The organism is Desulfobotulus alkaliphilus, assembly GCF_007830435.1.
In the GTDB taxonomy this organism is placed as follows: Bacteria; Desulfobacterota; Desulfobacteria; order Desulfobacterales; family ASO4-4; genus Desulfobotulus; species Desulfobotulus alkaliphilus.
The window spans coordinates 119,494-138,720 of sequence record NZ_VLLC01000008.1; the positions used below are offsets into that span (position 1 = coordinate 119,494).

Consider the following 19,227-nt stretch of genomic DNA (forward strand, 5'->3'; position numbering starts at 1 on the left):
CCGCTTCCGCACAGGGCAAGAAGCTCCCGAATAAGATTGCGTCACGGGCAAATAGCCGGGGGCCTGTGCATCTGTCTTGCAGGTATGGTACTTCGAAAACGGTGCTGAATAATTACAAAGAATCTTCTTAAGCCTGCCTCAAAAGAAAAAACCGCATGTATCTGTGATCCGGAAGGGAATCAGCAGGAATACCTGCAATCTCTTCTTCCAGATCCAAAAAAAGCCTTTCCAGAACAGCCCCCGTCCTGTCCGCCAGTACGGCGGGCAAAAGCCCCGTCCGCTCCGAAAGCCATGCCAGAAAATCATTTTTTCTTTCCATGGGTATTGCAAAACCTGCGGCTGTTTTTTCCCTCAGGGTGTCAAAAAAGGAACGGAAGCGCTCTTCATGCACGGGCACAAGCCTGTTGCCTCCATCTCCCAGCCTGTCCTGAGCCCAGAGGGTCAGAAGCATATTCTTCCAGGTCAGCAATCTTCCCATACCATCCACTTCCCCAAGGCCCAGCAGGGCAAAGACATCGTCCAGTGCCAGAATGTCATTCACCTGTCCTTCTGCCCTGACAAGATCCCCGTCGGAATCAAAGGGGACATAATAAGTCCCAGCGGATGCTGCTGCATCAAAACGAAGGGGCATATCCAGTAAAAGCCCTCCCAGAAGACCCATGCCCTCCTCATCCCAGAAGGAAAGGGCAAGCCCGCTTCTGCGAAACCATGCCTTTTTGTACCAGCCCCCCACCTTCCATTTCAAGCGCATCACAGGGCCGGCACCCGCACGGAAAATAAAGTCCAGACGATAGGTCCGCAAAACCGCCGTACTGGCCCGGGGAGAGGGTTCCCTTTCTCCGGTGATGCGGGCAATGCCCAGCCGGACGTATCCCATGACGGCACGGCCTGCGGCATCCAGCTCTTCACGGGAACGCAGCACTTTCCCCCCTGCGCCAATGAACCGGTTGCACAGCGCCGCCATTTCCAGATAAAGATCCGTCAGGACATGGTCTGCATCCAGAAGGGTCAGTGCTTCGGAAAAGCCTGTATCCATGGATGCCATGCGAAGCCCCTGCTCCGGAATGGAAAAAACCCTTGCTTCTCCCGCTCCTGCAAACACCTTTCTCCCCCGGCTTTCAAGCTCCCCTTCCCTGAGGGGCTGGAAAAGTCCGCCGGCCTCTTCTGCGGGAATAAAACCCTTTTCTGCCAGACGCACCCTGCGCCAGTGCAGGGAAGCCTCCTCCAGTTCTGCGGGGATGGACCAGGGCATTTCCTGTAATATACGGAAATACAGAGGGTGGGATGTATCCGCAAGGCTGCGGATAAAAATCTGAAGGGCCTCCTCTCTGGCTTCCTTTTCCTCAGGGCTCCCCTCATCTTCGGGCATGGGCTTCAATCTGAAATACAGCACATCGTCCAGAGTGGTAAAACCATCGGGAAAATCCGAAGGGTCTTCATCGTGTTCCCGGATGCGCACTTCCAGATTCCTGAAAAGCCAGGCATCCATCAGGTCGCCCTCTTCTTCAACCATAAACCTGACAAAACGTTTGGGCGCAGCCCGGAGAAAACGGCAGAACCAGAGATTCATGACCGCATAATCCGGCACATCCCTTTCCCAGCACTCCTGATCCACGATGAAATGCCACTGCCTGTCCGTTGCCATGGAAAGTACGGGCAGAAAATCATCGGGCCCGATGCGATGCATCAGAAGGAAAAAATCCTCCTCCGGATAAGAATGAACCAGAGGCAGGGCCTGCGGGTCCGAGAGAAGAACATCAAGAACTTCTTCTTCGGAAAGGGTCTCCAGGTGACGTCTTTTTGCCGCAAGGGCCATCAGACGCTCTTCATGGGGGGAAAGGGACCGGGTTGTCATCCGTAAACCTCTTTTTCAGAAAAAATAAACGTCAGCTTTTTCTTCCATGGCCGGGCTGTTTTATTCTGTCCGGATTTGCCAGCCGGGCAAGGAGGATGGCCAGAAAAATTGCGGGGATTCCAATGAGGGCAGAAGAAATAAAAAACCAGAACCAGCTGATATGCTCCACCAGAACGCCGGTAAACCCCGCAAGGAACTGACCCGGCAGGGTCATGATGGAACTGAAAAGGGCATACTGGGTGGCCGTATAGGCCGTATTGGTAAGACTGGAGAGATAGGCGATAAAAACAGCCACCGCCATACCCGCACTGATATTATCCGACATGATGGCCACCACCAGTCCGTACATTTCAGGGCCGAGAAGGGCCAGCCAGGAAAAGGTCAGGTTGGTCAGGGGGGCCAGCACAGCCGTTGCAATGAGCATGCGCATGATGCCGAAACGGGCCACCAGCACACCACCAAGGGCCGCACCGGTGAGGGTCATGGCCAGTCCGAAGGCGGCAGCCACATTGCCGATCTGGGTTTTGGTAAAGCCCAGATCCAGATAAAAGGGATTGGCCATCACCCCCATGAAAATATCACTGATACGGAAAAGGCCGATAAAAAGCAGGATCACAAGCCCTGTGAAACGGAAACGCTGCCAGAAGTCGGCAAAGGGACCGATGATGGCCCCGGCAAACCAGAGGCGCATATCCTTGAAAAAGTTCTTTTTTTCGCCATTTCCATTCTCAAGAACAGCCACCTCCCTTTCCAGACGACGGGTCTTTTCATCCACAAAAACATCGGGTTCCTGAATAATGAAGGTGGTAAGAATACCAACCCCCATCAGAAAAGCCATGGTGCCATAGGCCACAGACCAGCTCAGGCCAGCGGCCAGATGCAGGGCTCCGGCACCGGCAGCCAGAAGGGCGACACGGTACCCCAGCACATAACTGGCTGCCATGGCCCCCTGAAACTCCTTTTCCGCCGCTTCGATGCGATAGGCATCAATGGCAATATCCTGAGTCGCCGAAGCAAAGCCTGCCAGCACAGCCCAGAGAGCCACCCAGGCCAGATGCTCTCTGGGATCGGTAAAGGCCATACCCAGAAGGGAAACCAGAAGAAAAATCTGGGCGAGAAGCATCCATGACCTGCGACGTCCCAGAAGGGGTGTCAGAAAGGGAAGCGGCATACGATCCACCACCGGTGCCCATAAAATTTTCAGGCTGTGGGCCATGCCCACCCAGCTTAAAAAACCGATGGCCGCAAGGCTGACTCCCAGATCCCTCAGCCATGCCGTGAAGGTGCCTCCCACAAGAAGCAGGGGAAGACCCGCAGAAAACCCCAGAAACAGCATACCCAGCACACGGGGATGGCGGTAAACGGAAAAGGCCTTTGCCCAGGAGGGGTTCTTCCTGCTCTTTTCTTCCATGGATGCTGCCTTCCTTTAAATATAGAATCCGCTAAGGAAGCAAAAGCTCCGCCAGCGGACGTTTGGGAACATGATGCACGTCCGCCCCATCCCGCCAGTACTGCACGGAATCCCCCTCTTCCATGGTATCCACCACAACCGTCTCTCCGGGTTTGCCTAAGGCCAGCACCAGCAGCACCTCAAGATCTTCGGGTATATGCAGTACCCTGTGCAGGGCCTTTTTATCCATACTGCCCAGCATGCAGGTTCCCAACCCCTTTTCCGCAGCCCCCAGGGCCATGGTCTGGGCCGCAATGCCCAGATCACAGAGAAGAAAGGCGGTACCCTTTACCGGCCCGCAGATCACAATATAGGCCGCAGGCCGCTGCCCAGCAGCAGGACCGGGCCAGTCCTTGAGATAGGCTGCCCAGCCAAGGGCTTGAAAAACCGCCTCTTTTTCCGTAGCATCCGTAACCGGACGGAAACGCAGTGCCTGAAGGTTTCCGGCAGAAGGCGTAAAGCGGGCCAGTTCCACAAGACCTTCAAGGGTGGCCGCCGGAATGGCTTCTTCTTCGGCAAAGCGACGGATGGAACGACTCTTTTCCACAAGATCTCTGAACATCCCTGCCTCCTCAAAAAAAGACGTAACTGTTCACCACAGCTTTCCAAGTACCCTAACTGCCAGACAAATGCACAGGCACCCTGGCTATTTGCCCGTGACGCAATCTTATTCGGGAGCTTTTTGCCCTGTGCGGAACCGGCAAAAACTCGCCGCCACAGGCAGGATGAGCTTTTTGATTACCATAGCAGGCTTTTGTACGCTGCCTTTGGTCGGCTCAGACAGTTTGCCGCTTCTTTCGCACAGGCCTTCAAAGCTCTGATCCGAAACGATTGCAATGTCACCTGCAAATAGCCAAAGTGCCTTGCAAGAGTACGAAGTTGCAGCAATTACGGCATTAGAATTTAAGAATAAACTGTGCTGAACAACTACAAAAAAACATCCTCAGCGGACACAGTCAAACTTTTCCAGACGGGGCATATTCTGCTCCAGCCAGACAAGGATTTTATCAAACTCCCTGCGTACTTCCGTCAAGGCCCGGCCCCGGTGACTTACCCTTCCCTTTTCTTCAAGATCCGCCTCCCCAAAGGTTTTCTGGAGCTCAGGACAGAAAAAAAGCGGATCATAACCAAAGCCCTTATCTCCCCTTGGTTCCCGGAGAATGTCCCCTTCACAGCTCCCCTCATAGGTCAGGGCCTGCCCCGTGGGAACGGCAATGGAAATGACGCACTTGAAAGCAGCCTTCCGGTTTTCCACCCCTTCCATGGCAGCCAGAAGCTTTTCATTGTTTGCGCCATCACTGGCATTGTCACCGGCATAGCGGGCTGAATGCACACCCGGTGCTCCGTCCAGCGCCGCCACCTCAAGGCCTGAATCATCGGCCATGGCAGCAAACCCGAGGTAACGGGCCGTCAGGGAAGCCTTTTTGTAGGCATTGTCATCAAAGGTGGCCCCATCTTCTTTAATTTCAGGAATAGGACCAAAATCCGAAAGGTTTCTGATTTCCACGGGAAACCCCTCCAGCATGGCCATAAGCTCCCGTTTTTTTCCGGGATTGCCCGTTGCCAGCACAAGTATCATTTTTTTCATGATTTTTCTTCCTCTGTATTCATAAGCGGGATAAGCACACCGGAGTCTCTTTCACCAGAAAAAACTTATAGTAGAGGGGACTTTGATTGTAAAGCCCGCCCATCAGGGAAGCTCTCCATACAAATGCCCGCAGACAGACGTAAAACCTGCCCCTGAAAACCCTTTCCATAAAAAGGTGTTTACACCCGGAACACCCCTGTTATATGAATCTTCAACATTGTATATGCTGCGTCCTGAAAAATCCGGAATCCGGTGGACGGGCCTTACCATCTCCTTTGCCTTCCCTTTTCCCTTATTTAAGGACAAGGCTGCTGAAGGACATGGAGACTGTACCGCCATCACTATCAAGGAATGAATTACCATGCATAAACTTCTGACCGACAAGCCCGGCGAATCCATGTTTCTGCTCGGAAACGAGGCCATTGCCAGGGGTGCCATGGAAGCGGGTGTGGCCTTTACATCCACCTATCCCGGTACACCCTCTTCCGAACTTTCCCTGAACTTTTTTCAGATGTCCCGGGAAAGCGACCTGTATTTTGAGTACAGCACCAACGAAAAGGTTTCCCTTGAAGTGGCTGCTGCTGCGGCCAACAGCGGTGTCCGCAGCATGTGCATGATGAAACACGTGGGCCTCAATGTGGCTGCGGATGTGCTCATGACCCTTGCATACGTGGGGGTAACGGGCGGCCTTGTCATCCTCACCGCAGATGATCCTTTCATGTTTTCCAGCCAGAATGAACAGGACAACCGCTATTATGCCAAATTCGGCGGCCTGCCCATGATGGAACCTTCTTCCGTGGAAGAGGCCAAGGAAATGGTCAAGGATGCCTTCGAGCTTTCAGAAAAACTGAAAAGACCCGTTCTTTTCCGCACCACCACCCGCATCAACCACTCCACCTCCGTTGTTACCTTGGGAGAGCTGCCCGCCCGTAAAACCAAAGGGGATTTCATCAAAGATCCCATGCGCTGTGTTACAGTCCCTGCGGTTTCAAGGGGCCTGCACGTAAAACTGCTGGCGGATCTTAAAAAAGCCCAGGAAATGGCAGAAGCGTCTCCCTGGAACTTTGTGGAAGGAAAGGGGTCTTTGGGCATCATTGCCAATGGGGTCAGCTATACCTATGCTGCGGATGCGGTAAAGGATCTTGGGGCATCGGAGAGGATAAAAATTCTTCGCATGGGCTTTGCCAATCCCATGCCCGTGGCCATGATCAAGGACTTTCTTAAGGGGTGTGAAAAGGTCCTTGTCATTGAAGAGGGCGAACCCTTCATGGAAGAGGCCGTCAAAGCCTTTGCCCAGGAAGAAGGCCTCACCCTTCCCATTGCGGGTAAGGATGAAAAACTTTTTTCAAGGCTCTTTGAATTTGACCCGGCCATGGTCCGCAAAAACATTGCCTCCTTCTTTGACATTGCACTGGATGCACCCGCTCCGGTGAATGCTCAGGGGGTTCCTGACCTCCCCATACGTCCGCCCACCCTCTGCGCCGGATGCTCCCACAGATCCGTTTTCTATGCCGCTAAAAAAGCCTGCGAAGGCATGGATGTGGTCTTCCCTTCCGATATCGGCTGTTACACCTTAGGTTTTCTCCCGCCTCTGGGCATGGGAGACTTTGTGGTCTGCATGGGGGCATCATCGGGCACAGCCTGCGGTTTCTCCACGGTAACGGACAAAAAGGTTGTGGCCTTTGTGGGGGACTCCACCTTCTTCCATTCCGGCCTTTCCGGACTGATCAACGGGGTTTTCAACAATCACAACTATACCCTCGTGATCCTCGACAACCGCACCACGGCCATGACAGGCCACCAGCCCAACCCCGGTGTGGACATGACGGAACTGGCCATGGAAAACTACAACACCGTGGACATCGAGGCCATTGTGAAAGCCATTGGCGTAAAACATGTTTCCACTATCCGTGCCTTCAATGTTAAAAAAGCCATTGAAACAATACAGGAAGCCGTTGCCTTTGAGGGGATTTCCGTAATCATCGTAAAGGAAAAATGCGCCCTCTATGCCAAAAACCTGAAACAGCTCAAAGGCAAACCCTTCCAGGTTAATCCGGATAAATGTAAAAACCACATGGAGTGCATCAATGCCCTTGGATGCCCTGCCTTCTACGTCAAGGACGGCAAGCCCGGCATTCACGCCCATGTCTGTGTGGGATGCGCCCTCTGTGCCCAGGCCTGTCCTGAAAACGCCATAGTACCGGCCAGAAGCCTTTAAACAAAAAGACTTTGGGCCGGAGAACTCCGGCCCTATCCAAATAAAGGGAAACCCATGGAACCCAAACGTCTTATTATCGTTGCCGTAGGTGGTCAGGGCAATCTGCTCGCCTCCCATGTTCTTGGTGAAGCCGCCCTCATGTCGGGTGTGCCTGTGCGCATGAGTGAAATCCACGGCATGGCCCAGAGGGGTGGTGTTGTGGAATCTGCTCTGGTTTTCGGAGATGCCAAATCCACCATCATCTCCGATGGAGAAGCGGATCTTTTTGTAAGCTTTGAGCCTTGCGAGGCCTTGCGGGCCTTAAAAAAATGCAATGCCAATACCGTTGCCATCACCAACACCCGTCCCCTGCCCCCATTCACGGCCTTTATAGGCCGGGGCACCTATCCTGATCTGGAAACGGTGACGGAAACCCTCAAAAACAAAACCGGCCGTCTCATTGCATTTGATGCAACGGCCCTTGCCGAGGAAGCGGGCAATCCCATGTGTCTCAATATGGTACTGCTGGGCACCCTCATAGGAACCGGTGTTCTTCCCATAACTGCGGATTCCATTCGGGAAGCCATCCGTACCCGGACCAAAGCCGACTTTGTGGAAATGAACCTTGCAGCCTTTGAAAAGGGTTTTGCCAGAGCCGCCTGATTTTTGATAAACAGCTGCGGCCATCCATTTTCAAGAAACAGGATGGTCGCAGTACACCTGCCTTGCTTCCCTTAAAATCATTTTCTTAAAGCATTCCATATTCCTTATTCATACTTCCATCAAACGACCTTACTGTGCTATGGTATAAATTTTACAGATATCAAAATGCTTTCATCACCTCGGGCTGGTGTTGATAAGATTGCTTGACGGATAAGGATATTCCCATGACCCGAATTCTTGTTGTGGACGATGACAGTGCCATACGATCTGCCATGGAAACCTACATCAGTATGGACGGTTTCCATACGGTTGCGGTATCCAGCGCCGAGGAAGCCATGGAGCATCTCAGGCGATGCGGGCCTGTGGATGTGGTCATTACGGATATCATGATGGAAGGCATATCCGGCCTTGAGCTGACGGAACATATCCGCGCCACCTATGATACAGATGTGATTATCATGACCGGATACAGTGCAGAATACTCCTATGAAGAAGCCATACGGAGGGGGGCCAGTGACATCATTTTCAAACCGGCCCGCTTTGAGGAAATTCTTCTGCGTCTCAAGCGGGTTCTGAGGGAAAGAAAACTGACCCAGGAGCGGGAGGTCATGCTGGCAAAGCTTCAGGAACTCTCCATCACCGACGAGCTGACCCGCCTGTTCAATTCCAGACACTTTTATTCCCGCCTTGAAAAGGAACTGGAACGTTTTCACAGATACGGACACCCTTTCTCCCTGCTGCTCCTCGACATCGACCACTTTAAGGATTATAATGACACCCATGGTCACCTTGAAGGGGACCGGGTACTCATGCGCATGGGAGCCATTATACAAAAATCCCTGCGCACCATGGATTCCGCCTACAGATACGGCGGAGAAGAATTTACCGTTCTTCTGCCCGAAACCGAAGTCAAGGAAGCCCTTGTGGTGGCACAACGTATTCAGGAAGGACTGGCCCGTGAAAAGTTCTTCCCGGCCAGCATGCCGAATCCTGTCTACATTACCGTAAGTATAGGTATTACAGAGTATATTACGGAAGAAAACCTTGTAACCTTTATCCAGCGTGCGGATATGGCAATGTACTGTTCCAAAAAGAACGGCAGAAACCAAATCACCACCCTGATGAACAATGATTGCAGAGAAAGCATGCAATGCCTGAAATCCTGGTCCTCAAAAATCCCGGACTGACAGAGTGCCGGGATATCATGGCCCTCTACCAGGCTGAAAACTGGTGGCAGGGGCCCGAAGATCTCTCACTGGTTGCCCGCATCGTTGCAGGCAGCCATCTTTTTTTAACAGCCCGTACAAGAAACCGTATTATTGCCATGGGCAGGGTCATCAGTGATGGCGTATGCGATGCCTACATCCAGGATGTCACCGTAGATACCGACTGGCGCGGACAGGGTATTGGCGGTCGCATCATTCAGGAGCTATGCCGTCTGCTTGCCGCAGAGGGCATTGAATGGATCGGGCTGATTGCAGAAAGGGGCTCCCACCCCTTTTATGAAAAACTGGACTTTGGCATCATGCCCGGCTCCCTGCCCATGCTCCATGGAAAAACCCTTAAAATGATGGGCTTTGCCCCGGATCTATCAGGAAAAAAATGAAGTTTAGAAAGATTTCCATTCAGGATTACAATGAACTCGCCCCCTATTTCAAAAACCAGAAATACCCCCTTTGCAGCTACTCTCTGCCTTCTCTTCTCTCCTGGCAGACAAAGGCCTACCATCCTGTAGCCGCCATTGCGGCAGACAGCCTTATCATTGCAGCAGATTACACGCAGCAGACGGAGCTGCGCCATCTCATCCTTCCCCTTTCCCCTGAAAGGGACTGGACGCCGGAAGAGCTGCATAGCCTCTGTCTTGAGTCCGACTTTCCAGCCATCTGGTTTGTGCCCGAAACCTGGCTTGAAAGGGTGGATCAGGAAGCTCTGCAACACTTTTTCACGGTGGAGGAGCAGAGTGCCTATACGGATTATATCTATGCCAAAGAAGATCTGGCGGAACTCAAGGGAAGAAAGTACGCAAAAAAACGCAACCTCATCTCCCAGTTTGAAAGGAATTTCAGTGAGGACCGCATGGAAATCCGGCCCATCACCACAGACGACATTCCCGACTGTCTGGATTTTCTGGAAGAATGGTGCAGAGAACGCAAATGTGACAGGGATCCTGAAGCGGATATGGCCTGTGAAAAAATTGCTGCGGCCAATGCCATAGAGCTCATTGACCATACAGAATTCAGGGGATTAAGGCTTTCACTGGATGGCAGGCTGGTGGCCTTTGGCATTGGCAACCGTCTGACTGCGGATATGGGTGTGCTGCACTTTGAAAAGGCCATGGGTTCTGTCAAGGGATTGTATCAGTATTTTGACAGGGAATGCTGCCGCAGGCTTTTTTCTGAGGATATTCTCTTCATCAACAAGGAATCGGACATGGATGAGCCGGGGCTGGCCCACGCCAAGAACTCCTACTATCCCATACGCAAAGAAAAATCCTTTGTCCTGACCCTCCTGTGATAAAACAAAAGTAACTGTTCAGCACAGTTTTTCATATCATACCTGCAAGACAGATGCACAGGCTCCAGGCTATTTGCCCGTGACGCGAAAACGATTGCAATGTCACTTTCAAATAGCCTCGGAGCCTTGCAACAGTACGAAGCTACTGCAATTACAGCATTGGCAGTTCGAAATCAATTGTGCTGAATAATTAAAAACAAAACAGATACCAGAGCAAAATCGGCCAAAGTGCCTGTTGCGGGCACCCGTAAAGGGTGCCCCTACACATACCCTGGCCTTGAGGGCAGGCACAGGGGCCTGCCCTACCTGCTCCGGCTGGTCCTGGGTATTGTCGTTAAAGACTTTAAGGTCATTAAGGAAGGTGAGGGAAAAAGAGGGACTGTGCCCTCTTTTCTCTGCTAAGGCTGAACAGGAATACGGCTGAAGGCAAGGGCAGCCGGTGCCGGTTTTCCTATGAAAAAACCCTGACCGAAATCCACACCAAACCCGGAAAGAATTTCCAGCGTTTCAGGCACTTCCACAAACTCCGCCACAGTCATGATACCCAGCTCCCTTGCCATCTGGGCAATGGCCCGGACCACACTGCGATCTTCCTGCCTTTCATGGAGCTTACGGATAAAAGAACCGTCTATCTTGATATAATCCACACCCAGCTCCCGCAGGTAGACAAAACTGGTAAAGCCCACACCAAAATCATCCAGAGAAAAGCGACATCCCAGAGCTTTCATCTGTCGGATAAAATCCAGCGCCCTGTCCATATCCTGAATGGCTGCGGTTTCCGTGATTTCAAAAATCAGCTTTTGCGGGTCCGCACCGCTTTCTTTAATACTTTTCTGAAGAAAGGCAGCCATGCCCGCATCGGCCAGATCCCTTGCGGAAAGATTCATGGAAAAGGAGATCTTTCTCCCCTGCTTTTCCAGCAGGGCCTGCAGGACAAAGGTTTTCTGCGCCACAACCCGGTCTATGGAACCCACAAGCCCATGGCGCTCCGCCGCCTGTATGAAGGCTCCGGGCAGAACCACACTGCCATCGGTCTCCCGCATACGGACCAGCGCTTCATAATGGAAGATTTTTCTTGAAGCCAGATGCAAGAGGGGCTGATACCAGACCTCAAAGCGATCCGCTGCAAGGGCATCGAGAATCCGCTGTTTTTTATGGAAGGTTGCCCGCTTCAGCTCCCCTTCCCGGTCTTTGGGAACAAAAATACGACAGCGGTTCTTGCCAAGCTCCTTGGCCTTTCCCAGCGCCGCATCCAACACGGCCAGTAAAGTGGCTGCATCCCCCGCATGCTCAGGGATCATTGCCAGACCTGCGGAGACGGTGAGCCTCAGGCCGCTGTCCTCAAAACGCTTTGCCTCCACCTGCCTGCGGATTTCCTCTCCCAGAGCAAGGGCCTCGGCAGACCCCATGTTCCGGATGAAAAGGGCCATCTGATCCCCGCCAAAACGCCCCATGAACCAGCGATCCGCTGCCAGTCTGGCATCCATGACCTGATGCACGGTCCGGATCAGCGCCCTCAAAACCTGATCCCCACGGGCATACCCGATCTGATCATTGACCAGCTTGAAGCCATCGATATCGATGAGAAGCCCCGCACCCGTTCCGGAAAACTCCCCGTCCAGCCTGCGGATGAAACTGTCCCGGTTCAGAAGACCCGTCTGCACATCATAGGTTTCCAGATATAAAGCCCGTTCTTCGGCCTGTTTTTTTTCCGTAATATCTTCCTGTATGGCCAGAAAATGAACAATCTCACCGCCAAGGCCCCGCACGGGAGTAATAAGCCCCTTGCCCCAGTAGAAAGAGCCGCCCTTGGTTTTGTTCTTGAAATCTCCCCGCCATGTATGGCCTGAAAGAATGGTCTCCCAGAGGCTTGCATAGGTTTCAGGACGGGTTTCTCCGGAAGCCAGAATGCGGGGATTCTGGCCAATGGCCTCTTCCCTGACATAGCCCGTCACCCTTTCAAAAACCCCGTTTACATATTCTATGGTGCCATGGCGGTCCGTAATGAACACCACATTGGTACTCTGTTCAATGGCCATGGTGAGTTTATGAAGCTCGGCCTCGGCCTTCTTTTTTTCCGTAATATCCTGAGAGGTTCCCACCAGATGCTGCACCCTGCCCTGATCATCCCTGATGGCCCGGCCCATCACGGAAAGGATACGCAGCTCACCCTTTACAAAAACCCCATGCTCCAGCTGAAAAGCCTCACCTTCGTTCCATGCGGCATCCAGAGCCTTTTCAATATGGGCATGATCCTTTTCTGGTACCTGTTTTAAAAAGGATGCAAAATCCGGTGGCGATCCGTCTGGGGACAGACCCATAATCCTAAACATCTGACGGCTCCAGCGCAGAATCTCCGTATTCCGGTTCAACTTCCAGCTTCCTATCCCCGCCACCTGCTGGGCTTCGGAAAGATTTTCCTCACTTTCCTTTAAGGCCCTCAGGGTTTCCATGGATTCCGAAATATCCCGGACCAGCATGGCAATGACACAGGTTTCTTCGGTGCGGATGCGCTGGAGACGCACTTCTGCCTCATAACAGGTCTTGTCCCGGCGGCAGATATACACCTGAAAACGCCTTTTACCTTCGGAGCAGCTCTCCATTTCTGCGACCAGCTCCTTAAAAACAGCGCCTTCGGCTCCGATGAACAGCTCCCAGAAAGCCATGGACCGCAGGGTATTCAGATCAAAACCACTGTTATTCAAGGCACTGGCGTTGGCTTCTTCAAAGCAGAGGGTATCCGGATTGATGAGAAAGATTTCCTCCTTAAGGTTTTCAAAGATAAAACCTAAACGCTGGTGCAGATCCCTCTCTTTTCTGCTCCGGGAGATATCCATGACACTGGTGATTTTATATTTTGTACCTTTTTCATCTTTGAAAAGTCCGGCTGTGGCCAGAATGGGAAAAAGGGTTCCGTCCTTTTTCCTTGCCTCCCATTCCATTACCGGCTCCCCGCCATTATCAAAAAAATCCTTTAAGGCTTTTTTTCCCATGGCTTCACTGGCTTCGGGCAACATCATGGTAAAGGGCCTGCCCACAAGTTCTTCGCAGCTATACCCGTATATCCGTGTATAGGCAGGATTCACATCCACAAAAAGACCATTTTCATCCACGATGCAAAGCCCCGTGTCCGCTACATCCCAGGCGGCAAGGCGCAGAAGATCCGCCGTATCCAGCACCTTTTTGCCCTTTTCCATGGCATGGGATATATCGGCAATGCGCCTTTCAAGGCCCTTTAAAAGAAACTCCAGATCCTGCGGCAGATGGGATGGGTGGGACATACAAGCCTTCCTTGGGGACAAGGTGGATTCTAAAAAAATATGAGTGTCAGCACCATCTTCGCTGGCTAAAGACCATAGCTGTCGGGCAGATGCACAGGCACCCAGTCTATTTGCCCGTGACGCAATCTTATTCGGGATCTTCTTGCCCTGTGCGGAAGCGGCAAAAACTCCCCGCCACAGGCAGGATAAGCTTTTTGATTACCATAGCAGGCTTTAAGCACGCTGCCTTTGTGGCGGCTCAGACAGTTTGCCGCTTCTTTCGCACAGGCCTGCGAAGCTCTATCCGAAACGATTGCAACGTCACTTGCAAATAGCCAAGGTGCCTTGCAATGATACCAATCTGCCAAATTACAATCGAACTACAACCATCTTTCAGCCATACAGACCTTAATAATAAAATTACTTGACCAGATTGTACACCTGTCAGCGGGCACCCGTAAAGGGTGCCCCTACAAAACAGGGGGGCGTAAAAACATTCGTAGGGGCAGGCCTTGCGCCTGCCCTTAATAAAATCGCACCATGGCCTGACAACAAGCTGACCAGCAAACTACAGCCTCCCTGCCATGGAATCCGCATAGCCCGTCAATTCGGCATAGCCTTTTCCCGTCAGGGCTTTTCCCTTTCGGGTTCCGGAAACAAGGATGCTGCCCTCCCAGTAGATGACACTGCCGGGGCTGTCCTTCGGACGCATTTCCTGATCCTTAAGCGGCGTCTGAAGGTAAAGTTCCAGATCCACGGAAGGCAAAAGCAGCCGCCATGCCACCGGATACACAGCCCCGGATTCCGGACTGCGCCAGAAACTTTGAACAGATAATGCCACATCTTCCATGGGGATTGAAACACTTTTTCCTTCGGGGTCCACAAGGGTTCCGGAGTAAATCAGGGCAGAACCGTCCTTTGCGCGCACCTGAAAAAACATGAGGTCATAACCGTCGGAAAGATGGAGGGAAAACCAGTCCCAGCCCACGGCATCGGGATCCAGCGGCTCCGATGAAAACTCATGGTCCATCCATGACCAACCTTCAAGCCCGTGCTTTTCTCCCCCAAAATGTATGCTGCCACGGGTTTTCAGGCGGGTGAAAGAATAATAACAACTGGCCCTCTCCGGCGCATTCCCCTTCAGGGAATAGCCCCCATCCCCATGCAGTATAAGGGGTTTTTCAGGCTCAAGATCAAAGGAAAAGGCAAAATCATGCTCCATGAGCTCAAGGTGCTGCCTTTTTTCCCCAAGATGCATTTTCCACCTGCCCATGTGGATAAAAAAGGCAGCATCCTCCATCCCCCATGAAACCATCCCCGGTTCAGCCCGCATCAGACGGCTGGCATGGTAATGCTTTCCGGCCTCAATATCGGATACAGCTCCGTGGGCCATCCAAATTTCCTCGGTCCGCCATGGGGAAGGCTTTTCAGGCTGTGCAAAGCGGCCCGGTGGCCCAAGGCGGGAGCGGAAAAAGGTGAGCTGATAGCCAAAGGGCCGACCCGTATCCGTCATGAGGTTGCCGGTGTAATACCACCATTCCGTCCGGAAATCCGGATGGGGACCATGATCCTTTGGAAAAACCAGCCCGCAGGGTCCGTCCACCCGGGGATACTCCCCGGCAAAGGCAAAAAATGGAAAAAAACAGAGCAGAAAAAAGACCCGAAGCTTTTTCATGAAGTTCCCTCCCTGAGGGCTTCCGCCGGAGATCCCCGCAGGGCAAGGGCCATGGCAGGCCCTGCCGCCAGCATCCCTGCGGCAAAAATCATCAGAATCCCTGCCAGGAGATTCAATCCGTCCAAAGCAAAGAAAAAGGTCCAGCCAAAGGACTGTTTATTGATGCCATGGATAAGGAGATAAGAAAGCACAAAGCCGCAGGCAAGCCCTGCCACAAGGGAAAAAGCCAGAAGCAGCCCCGCCTCCCAGCGCACCATGGATCTCACCTGAAAAGCAGAAGCCCCAAGGCTTCTCAGGGTTAAAAGCCCCACCCTTTCCACCATCACCCGCAGGGTCATGGTGGTGGCAATGCCAAGGCCTGCGATACCAAGGGCCATGGCCAGAAGAACAAAGGTCACGGCAAAGGTTTCATCAAAAATATCCAGAACGGCATTTCTCAGTGAAAGGCCCGCCACCACATCCACACTGTCTCCGTAATCCTTCAGAAGCTGATCCCTCAAAAGCTCAAGGGCCGCATCCTTTTCTTTCCCCCCGTCACCGGAACTCATTTTATAAAAAAGACGCATCCCTGAAATTTCCCTTTTTCCCGTCTTCTTTGCCAGAGCCTCCATATCACAGAAAAGGGCCAGGGTACGGGTACGGAAATCCCGGACAACGGCCTTCACCTCAAATGGTACGGAAACGCCGTCCACATAAAAATCCAGTATCTGCCCCTTATCCAGCCCGTGGAGATGCAGGGCTGGTTCCGATACCAGAAGGGGAAGGGGACCATGGCCGGAATAAAAATAAGCATCGGAAGAAGTGCCGGATACATCGAGAAAACCGCCGTAGCGGGAAAGTGTTTCCATATCCATGGCTTCCAGATCAAAGGCCAGTCCATCCCTTTCAAGCCCCACCCTGCGATACCCCAGGGCATCCCATGATTGCAGTTCCTCTATTTGGGCCACAAGATCATGGGATAAGGGATAACGGTAATCATTGAGTTCTGCCATTTTACTTCGGATGAAAAGATCGCCGCCGATACTCTGGTCCACCCAAACCCGCACGGTCTCACGAAAGCTTGTAATCATAATGGAAAGGGCCACAAAAAGGGCCACGGCCGTTGTCAGGGCACCCGCCGCCAGAGCAATACGGCCACCGCTTTCCCGAAACTGCCTTGCCGCAAGGAAGGCAGAAACACCAAAACGGCGACCCAGAAAAAGGGCCATGCCCGGTCCCAGACGGGCCAGTATCCAGGGCAGTACCAGAGCTGTCCCACCGAAAAGAAAAAAGGCTGCCATGTATCCGCCCAATGGAAGACCATCCATGGCAGGCAGTCCCGCAGAAAAGGGAACAGCCACAAGAAGTCCCAGACCCGTTACAGAACGCAAGTTTCCTGTGCCCGTTTTTTTGTCGGAAAAGCCCCTTTCTGCCATGGCCATTTTCGGTGATACGGCCATGGCAGAAAGGGCCGGATACAGGGCCGCAATGGCGGCAACAAAAAGGGTCAGGGCAAGGGTCAGCCAGAGATCCTGAAACTGGAAGGCATGGGCTGCCACACCCTTTCCAAAAAAAAGGGTCTCAAGGGTTTTGCCCACCCCTTCCTGCAAAAAGGGATAGCCCAGCAGGGTGAGGGGCAGGGAAAAAAGCCAGCCCATAATCCCCAGAAGCAGGCCTTCTGTAATGAAAAGCAGAAATATGGATACCTTTGCAACCCCCATGGCCCGGAGCATGGCCACCTCGCCGCTGCGGGATGCGGCATTGAGGGCCACCACGCTGTAAACCAGAAACATGCCCACAAAAAGAGAAACAAAACCCATCACCAGAAGGTTCATGCGATAGGCCTTCACCATGGCAAGGCCCGTATCCCTGAAGGCGGTGGCAGGCTGCATCTGCACCCCCGCAGGCAGCATGGCTTCCAGCGCCTTTTTATCCGCCCCTGCATGCAGCCTCAGATCCATGCGATCCACAAGGCCATAGCGCCCCGTACTTTCCTGAAAGGTGGCCATATCGCAAAGGGCCAGACCGCCTGCTTCGGCCATGGCCAGCCCCTCTTCCTCCAGAATGCCCGCCACATGCATCTCTGCGGGTTTTCCTCCGTGGAGAACCCGCAGACTGTCTCCATGGCGGATACCCAGCCTCCGGGCAAGGGTTTGGGTCACAAGCATGGCTCCGGGCCTTGTCACCAGCTCGGAAATTCCGCCATTTTCTTCTTCTCCGGAAGATTCCGGTTCCCATTGCCGAAAGGAGGTATCCAGAAAAGGGTCCAGCCCCATGAGCAGAAACGGCCGTTCTCCTTCCTTATTATTTATGTCCGGCAGCACATAAACCGAAGAAAAGGGAGCCGCCCTAAGGATATCCGGATGATGCAGAAAATCCGCCATCAGCCCTTCAGGTATGCCTTCGGGTCCGGCGCTCAGATGATAATCCGCCCTGCCCGTCACCTGTGTGACGGATGAGGCAAAGCTCTCCCCGGCACCGTCAATGGCCATGCGCACACTGGAAAAGACGGAGGCACCCAGGGCAATGGCCAGAAGGGCCGCAAGGGTTCTCAGTTTCTGGCGCAGCAGGTGGCGCAGGGAAATACGGAAAAGAAGAAAGAAAAAGAACTTCATGGATTCTTGCCCTGAATGGGGTGGCTGGGGAAATCTGTAGCCAAAGCGGCTTTTTTCACAGAGGATGCCTCCGGCCCTGAAGGATCAGGCCTTGGGGCCGAAACCCTGCCGTCCATCAAATGAATAATATGGCTGGCAAAGGGATCTGCCATGTCACTGTGGGTCGCCATGACAAGGGTGGCCCCATTTTTCACCAGATCCGCCAGAAGGTCGATGACAGCCATGGCATTGTTTTCATCCAGATTGCCCGTGGGTTCATCCGCCAGCAAAAGCATCGGTTCATTCACAAGGGCCCTTGCAATGGCCACCCGCTGCATCTCTCCGCCGGAAAGTTCCGCTGGCAGATGATGCATGCGCGGCCCCATGCCAAGGGAGCCAAGAAGATCCCCTGCCCTTTTCTGTGCCACCTGCTGCCTTCCACCTGCCAGCAGCAGAGGCAGCATGACATTTTCCACGGCCCGTAAGGTGGGCAGCAGATTAAAGGACTGAAAAATTACCCCCACCCCATGGCGGCGAAAGGTATCCAGATCCGGACTGGCCCCCGGAGACAGATCATAATCCCCTACCCTCAGGCTGCCCGCATCGGGCCTGTCCAGACCGGCAAGCAGGGACAGAAGTGTGGTTTTACCTGAACCGCTGCGACCTTTAAGCAGCACAAAATCTCCCCGGTTCACGGTAAGATCCACATGATCCAGCGCTTTCAGCTCCACACCCTTTCTGCCATAAAAACGGCAGAGACCTGAAGCCAACACCAGCGGCACCGGGTTTTCGTCCATATTTTTCCTGTCCCTTCTTTTAAGCAATGGCGTCCATCCTTTCTCCCTGCCCCGGCCCCAATGCCAGACTTGCCTGCTTGTGGCCTCACTCATCCAGCGTACACACAAGGGCTTTCCAGTCATAGCAAAAGGCATGAACACTGCCTTGAGGGTTTTCCCGCGGCTTCTGCCAGAGGGCGCAGCAAGCCCTTACAATTCAGTGGCTCAGGCCAGCGTATTTACCCTGTGAATGGCCATGGTAAATGCCCCACAAGCGGTCAATAATTTTGCCCCACCCTAAACGTCCATTTTTGCCATCAGGCTACAGTATCTACCCTGGAGCCGGTATTTCCATTTTTTATTCCCAAAGCCAGCCCTTTGAATTCATCAATAAAGGATGAAGGGTTTTCATTTAAAATCTCACCTGCAATATGAATCAGATTTTCCAGATTCTTTGCATCGGCCCCGCCAGCAGCGGATAAAAACAGACTGAGCGACTTCTGTTTTTCTTCTTTTGCCCCAATACCATTATTATCCCGGACTTCACGGACCCTATCAATCAGTTCATTAACATCACCGGTTTTGGTAATGGTGGCCTGAATAAAATTATCCCGGTCTGCTCCGCTAAGTTCCGAAGACATTTGCAAAATATTTTTTTTATCTTCCGTGGAAGACC

14 protein-coding genes are annotated in these 19,227 nt (G+C 52.8%); 5 read left to right on the top strand and 9 right to left on the bottom strand.

Going from position 1 to position 19,227, the window contains the following annotated elements:
- Window positions 1-127: 127 nt before the first annotated feature.
- From LZ24_RS06750 to LZ24_RS06765, 4 genes are all read right to left on the bottom strand, one after another.
- Window positions 128-1,855 carry a DUF6178 family protein gene (locus LZ24_RS06750; protein WP_144683860.1) on the bottom strand — a complete coding sequence of 576 codons (1,728 nt, stop codon included), beginning with the start codon at window positions 1,853-1,855 and terminating at the stop codon, window positions 128-130.
- Window positions 1,856-1,886: 31 nt separating this feature from the next.
- Window positions 1,887-3,266, bottom strand: a complete 1,380-nt coding sequence (locus LZ24_RS06755) for an AmpG family muropeptide MFS transporter (protein ID WP_144683863.1) — start codon at window positions 3,264-3,266, stop codon at window positions 1,887-1,889.
- A gap of 31 nt (window positions 3,267-3,297) precedes the next feature.
- Complete coding sequence (locus LZ24_RS06760) at window positions 3,298-3,867, bottom strand: nitroreductase family protein (RefSeq protein WP_144683865.1); 570 nt, start codon at window positions 3,865-3,867, stop codon at window positions 3,298-3,300.
- A 381-nt stretch (window positions 3,868-4,248) separates the two neighbouring features.
- Window positions 4,249-4,893 carry an XTP/dITP diphosphatase gene (locus LZ24_RS06765; RefSeq protein WP_144683867.1) on the bottom strand — a complete coding sequence of 215 codons (645 nt, stop codon included), beginning with the start codon at window positions 4,891-4,893 and terminating at the stop codon, window positions 4,249-4,251.
- 361 nt (window positions 4,894-5,254) lie between these two features.
- On the opposite strand from LZ24_RS06765, the gene iorA reads away from it, so the two are divergent.
- The 5 genes from iorA to LZ24_RS06790 all read left to right on the top strand — a co-directional run bounded on the left by iorA (window position 5,255) and on the right by LZ24_RS06790 (window position 10,267).
- Window positions 5,255-7,111, top strand: a complete 1,857-nt coding sequence (gene iorA, locus LZ24_RS06770) for an indolepyruvate ferredoxin oxidoreductase subunit alpha (RefSeq protein WP_144683870.1) — start codon at window positions 5,255-5,257, stop codon at window positions 7,109-7,111.
- 54 nt (window positions 7,112-7,165) lie between these two features.
- Window positions 7,166-7,753, top strand: a complete 588-nt coding sequence (locus LZ24_RS06775) for an indolepyruvate oxidoreductase subunit beta (RefSeq protein WP_144683873.1) — start codon at window positions 7,166-7,168, stop codon at window positions 7,751-7,753.
- A gap of 224 nt (window positions 7,754-7,977) precedes the next feature.
- On the top strand, window positions 7,978-8,940 hold the full coding sequence (locus tag LZ24_RS06780; RefSeq protein WP_144683878.1) for a GGDEF domain-containing response regulator: 963 nt from the start codon (window positions 7,978-7,980) through the stop codon (window positions 8,938-8,940).
- Window positions 8,904-9,359: a GNAT family N-acetyltransferase gene (locus tag LZ24_RS06785; RefSeq protein ID WP_144683881.1), complete on the top strand. Its 456-nt coding sequence runs from the start codon at window positions 8,904-8,906 to the stop codon at window positions 9,357-9,359. The genes LZ24_RS06780 and LZ24_RS06785 overlap by 37 nt, the downstream gene beginning before the upstream one ends.
- Window positions 9,356-10,267 carry a DUF2156 domain-containing protein gene (locus tag LZ24_RS06790; protein ID WP_144683883.1) on the top strand — a complete coding sequence of 304 codons (912 nt, stop codon included), beginning with the start codon at window positions 9,356-9,358 and terminating at the stop codon, window positions 10,265-10,267. The genes LZ24_RS06785 and LZ24_RS06790 overlap by 4 nt, the downstream gene beginning before the upstream one ends.
- Window positions 10,268-10,665: 398 nt before the next feature.
- Here LZ24_RS06790 and LZ24_RS06795 read toward each other — a convergent pair whose 3' ends face one another.
- The 5 genes from LZ24_RS06795 to LZ24_RS06815 all read right to left on the bottom strand — a co-directional run.
- Window positions 10,666-13,548, bottom strand: coding sequence for a sensor domain-containing protein (locus LZ24_RS06795; protein WP_144683885.1), 2,883 nt, complete (start codon window positions 13,546-13,548; stop codon window positions 10,666-10,668).
- A gap of 547 nt (window positions 13,549-14,095) precedes the next feature.
- Window positions 14,096-15,202, bottom strand: coding sequence for a lipocalin-like domain-containing protein (locus LZ24_RS06800; protein WP_144683887.1), 1,107 nt, complete (start codon window positions 15,200-15,202; stop codon window positions 14,096-14,098).
- A complete protein-coding gene (locus LZ24_RS06805; RefSeq protein WP_144683889.1) occupies window positions 15,199-17,796 on the bottom strand; it encodes an FtsX-like permease family protein in 2,598 nt (865 codons plus the stop codon). The genes LZ24_RS06800 and LZ24_RS06805 overlap by 4 nt, the downstream gene beginning before the upstream one ends.
- The gene (locus LZ24_RS06810) at window positions 17,793-18,572 is read right to left on the bottom strand and encodes an ABC transporter ATP-binding protein (RefSeq protein ID WP_186442978.1); all 780 of its coding nucleotides are present in this window, start codon (window positions 18,570-18,572) and stop codon (window positions 17,793-17,795) included. Before LZ24_RS06810 ends, LZ24_RS06805 begins: the two co-directional genes overlap by 4 nt.
- 296 nt (window positions 18,573-18,868) lie before the next feature.
- Window positions 18,869-19,227, bottom strand: a 359-nt coding sequence (locus LZ24_RS06815; RefSeq protein ID WP_222427561.1) for a hypothetical protein, incomplete at its 5' end; no start/stop codon positions are given.

What these genes read in the sequence shown, in the direction of transcription:
- LZ24_RS06775 (WP_144683873.1), top strand. Translation starts at nt 7,166, where the DNA reads ATGGAACCCAAACGTCTTATTATCGTTGCCGTAGGTGGTCAGGGCAAT.
- LZ24_RS06800 (WP_144683887.1), bottom strand. Translation starts at nt 15,202, where the DNA reads ATGAAAAAGCTTCGGGTCTTTTTTCTGCTCTGTTTTTTTCCATTTTTT.
- LZ24_RS06765 (WP_144683867.1), bottom strand. Translation starts at nt 4,893, where the DNA reads ATGAAAAAAATGATACTTGTGCTGGCAACGGGCAATCCCGGAAAAAAA.
- LZ24_RS06795 (WP_144683885.1), bottom strand. Translation starts at nt 13,548, where the DNA reads ATGTCCCACCCATCCCATCTGCCGCAGGATCTGGAGTTTCTTTTAAAG.
- LZ24_RS06810 (WP_186442978.1), bottom strand. Translation starts at nt 18,572, where the DNA reads ATGGACGAAAACCCGGTGCCGCTGGTGTTGGCTTCAGGTCTCTGCCGT.
- LZ24_RS06780 (WP_144683878.1), top strand. Translation starts at nt 7,978, where the DNA reads ATGACCCGAATTCTTGTTGTGGACGATGACAGTGCCATACGATCTGCC.
- LZ24_RS06760 (WP_144683865.1), bottom strand. Translation starts at nt 3,867, where the DNA reads ATGTTCAGAGATCTTGTGGAAAAGAGTCGTTCCATCCGTCGCTTTGCC.
- LZ24_RS06750 (WP_144683860.1), bottom strand. Translation starts at nt 1,855, where the DNA reads ATGACAACCCGGTCCCTTTCCCCCCATGAAGAGCGTCTGATGGCCCTT.
- LZ24_RS06785 (WP_144683881.1), top strand. Translation starts at nt 8,904, where the DNA reads ATGCCTGAAATCCTGGTCCTCAAAAATCCCGGACTGACAGAGTGCCGG.
- LZ24_RS06790 (WP_144683883.1), top strand. Translation starts at nt 9,356, where the DNA reads ATGAAGTTTAGAAAGATTTCCATTCAGGATTACAATGAACTCGCCCCC.
- LZ24_RS06805 (WP_144683889.1), bottom strand. Translation starts at nt 17,796, where the DNA reads ATGAAGTTCTTTTTCTTTCTTCTTTTCCGTATTTCCCTGCGCCACCTG.
- LZ24_RS06755 (WP_144683863.1), bottom strand. Translation starts at nt 3,266, where the DNA reads ATGGAAGAAAAGAGCAGGAAGAACCCCTCCTGGGCAAAGGCCTTTTCC.
- iorA (WP_144683870.1), top strand. Translation starts at nt 5,255, where the DNA reads ATGCATAAACTTCTGACCGACAAGCCCGGCGAATCCATGTTTCTGCTC.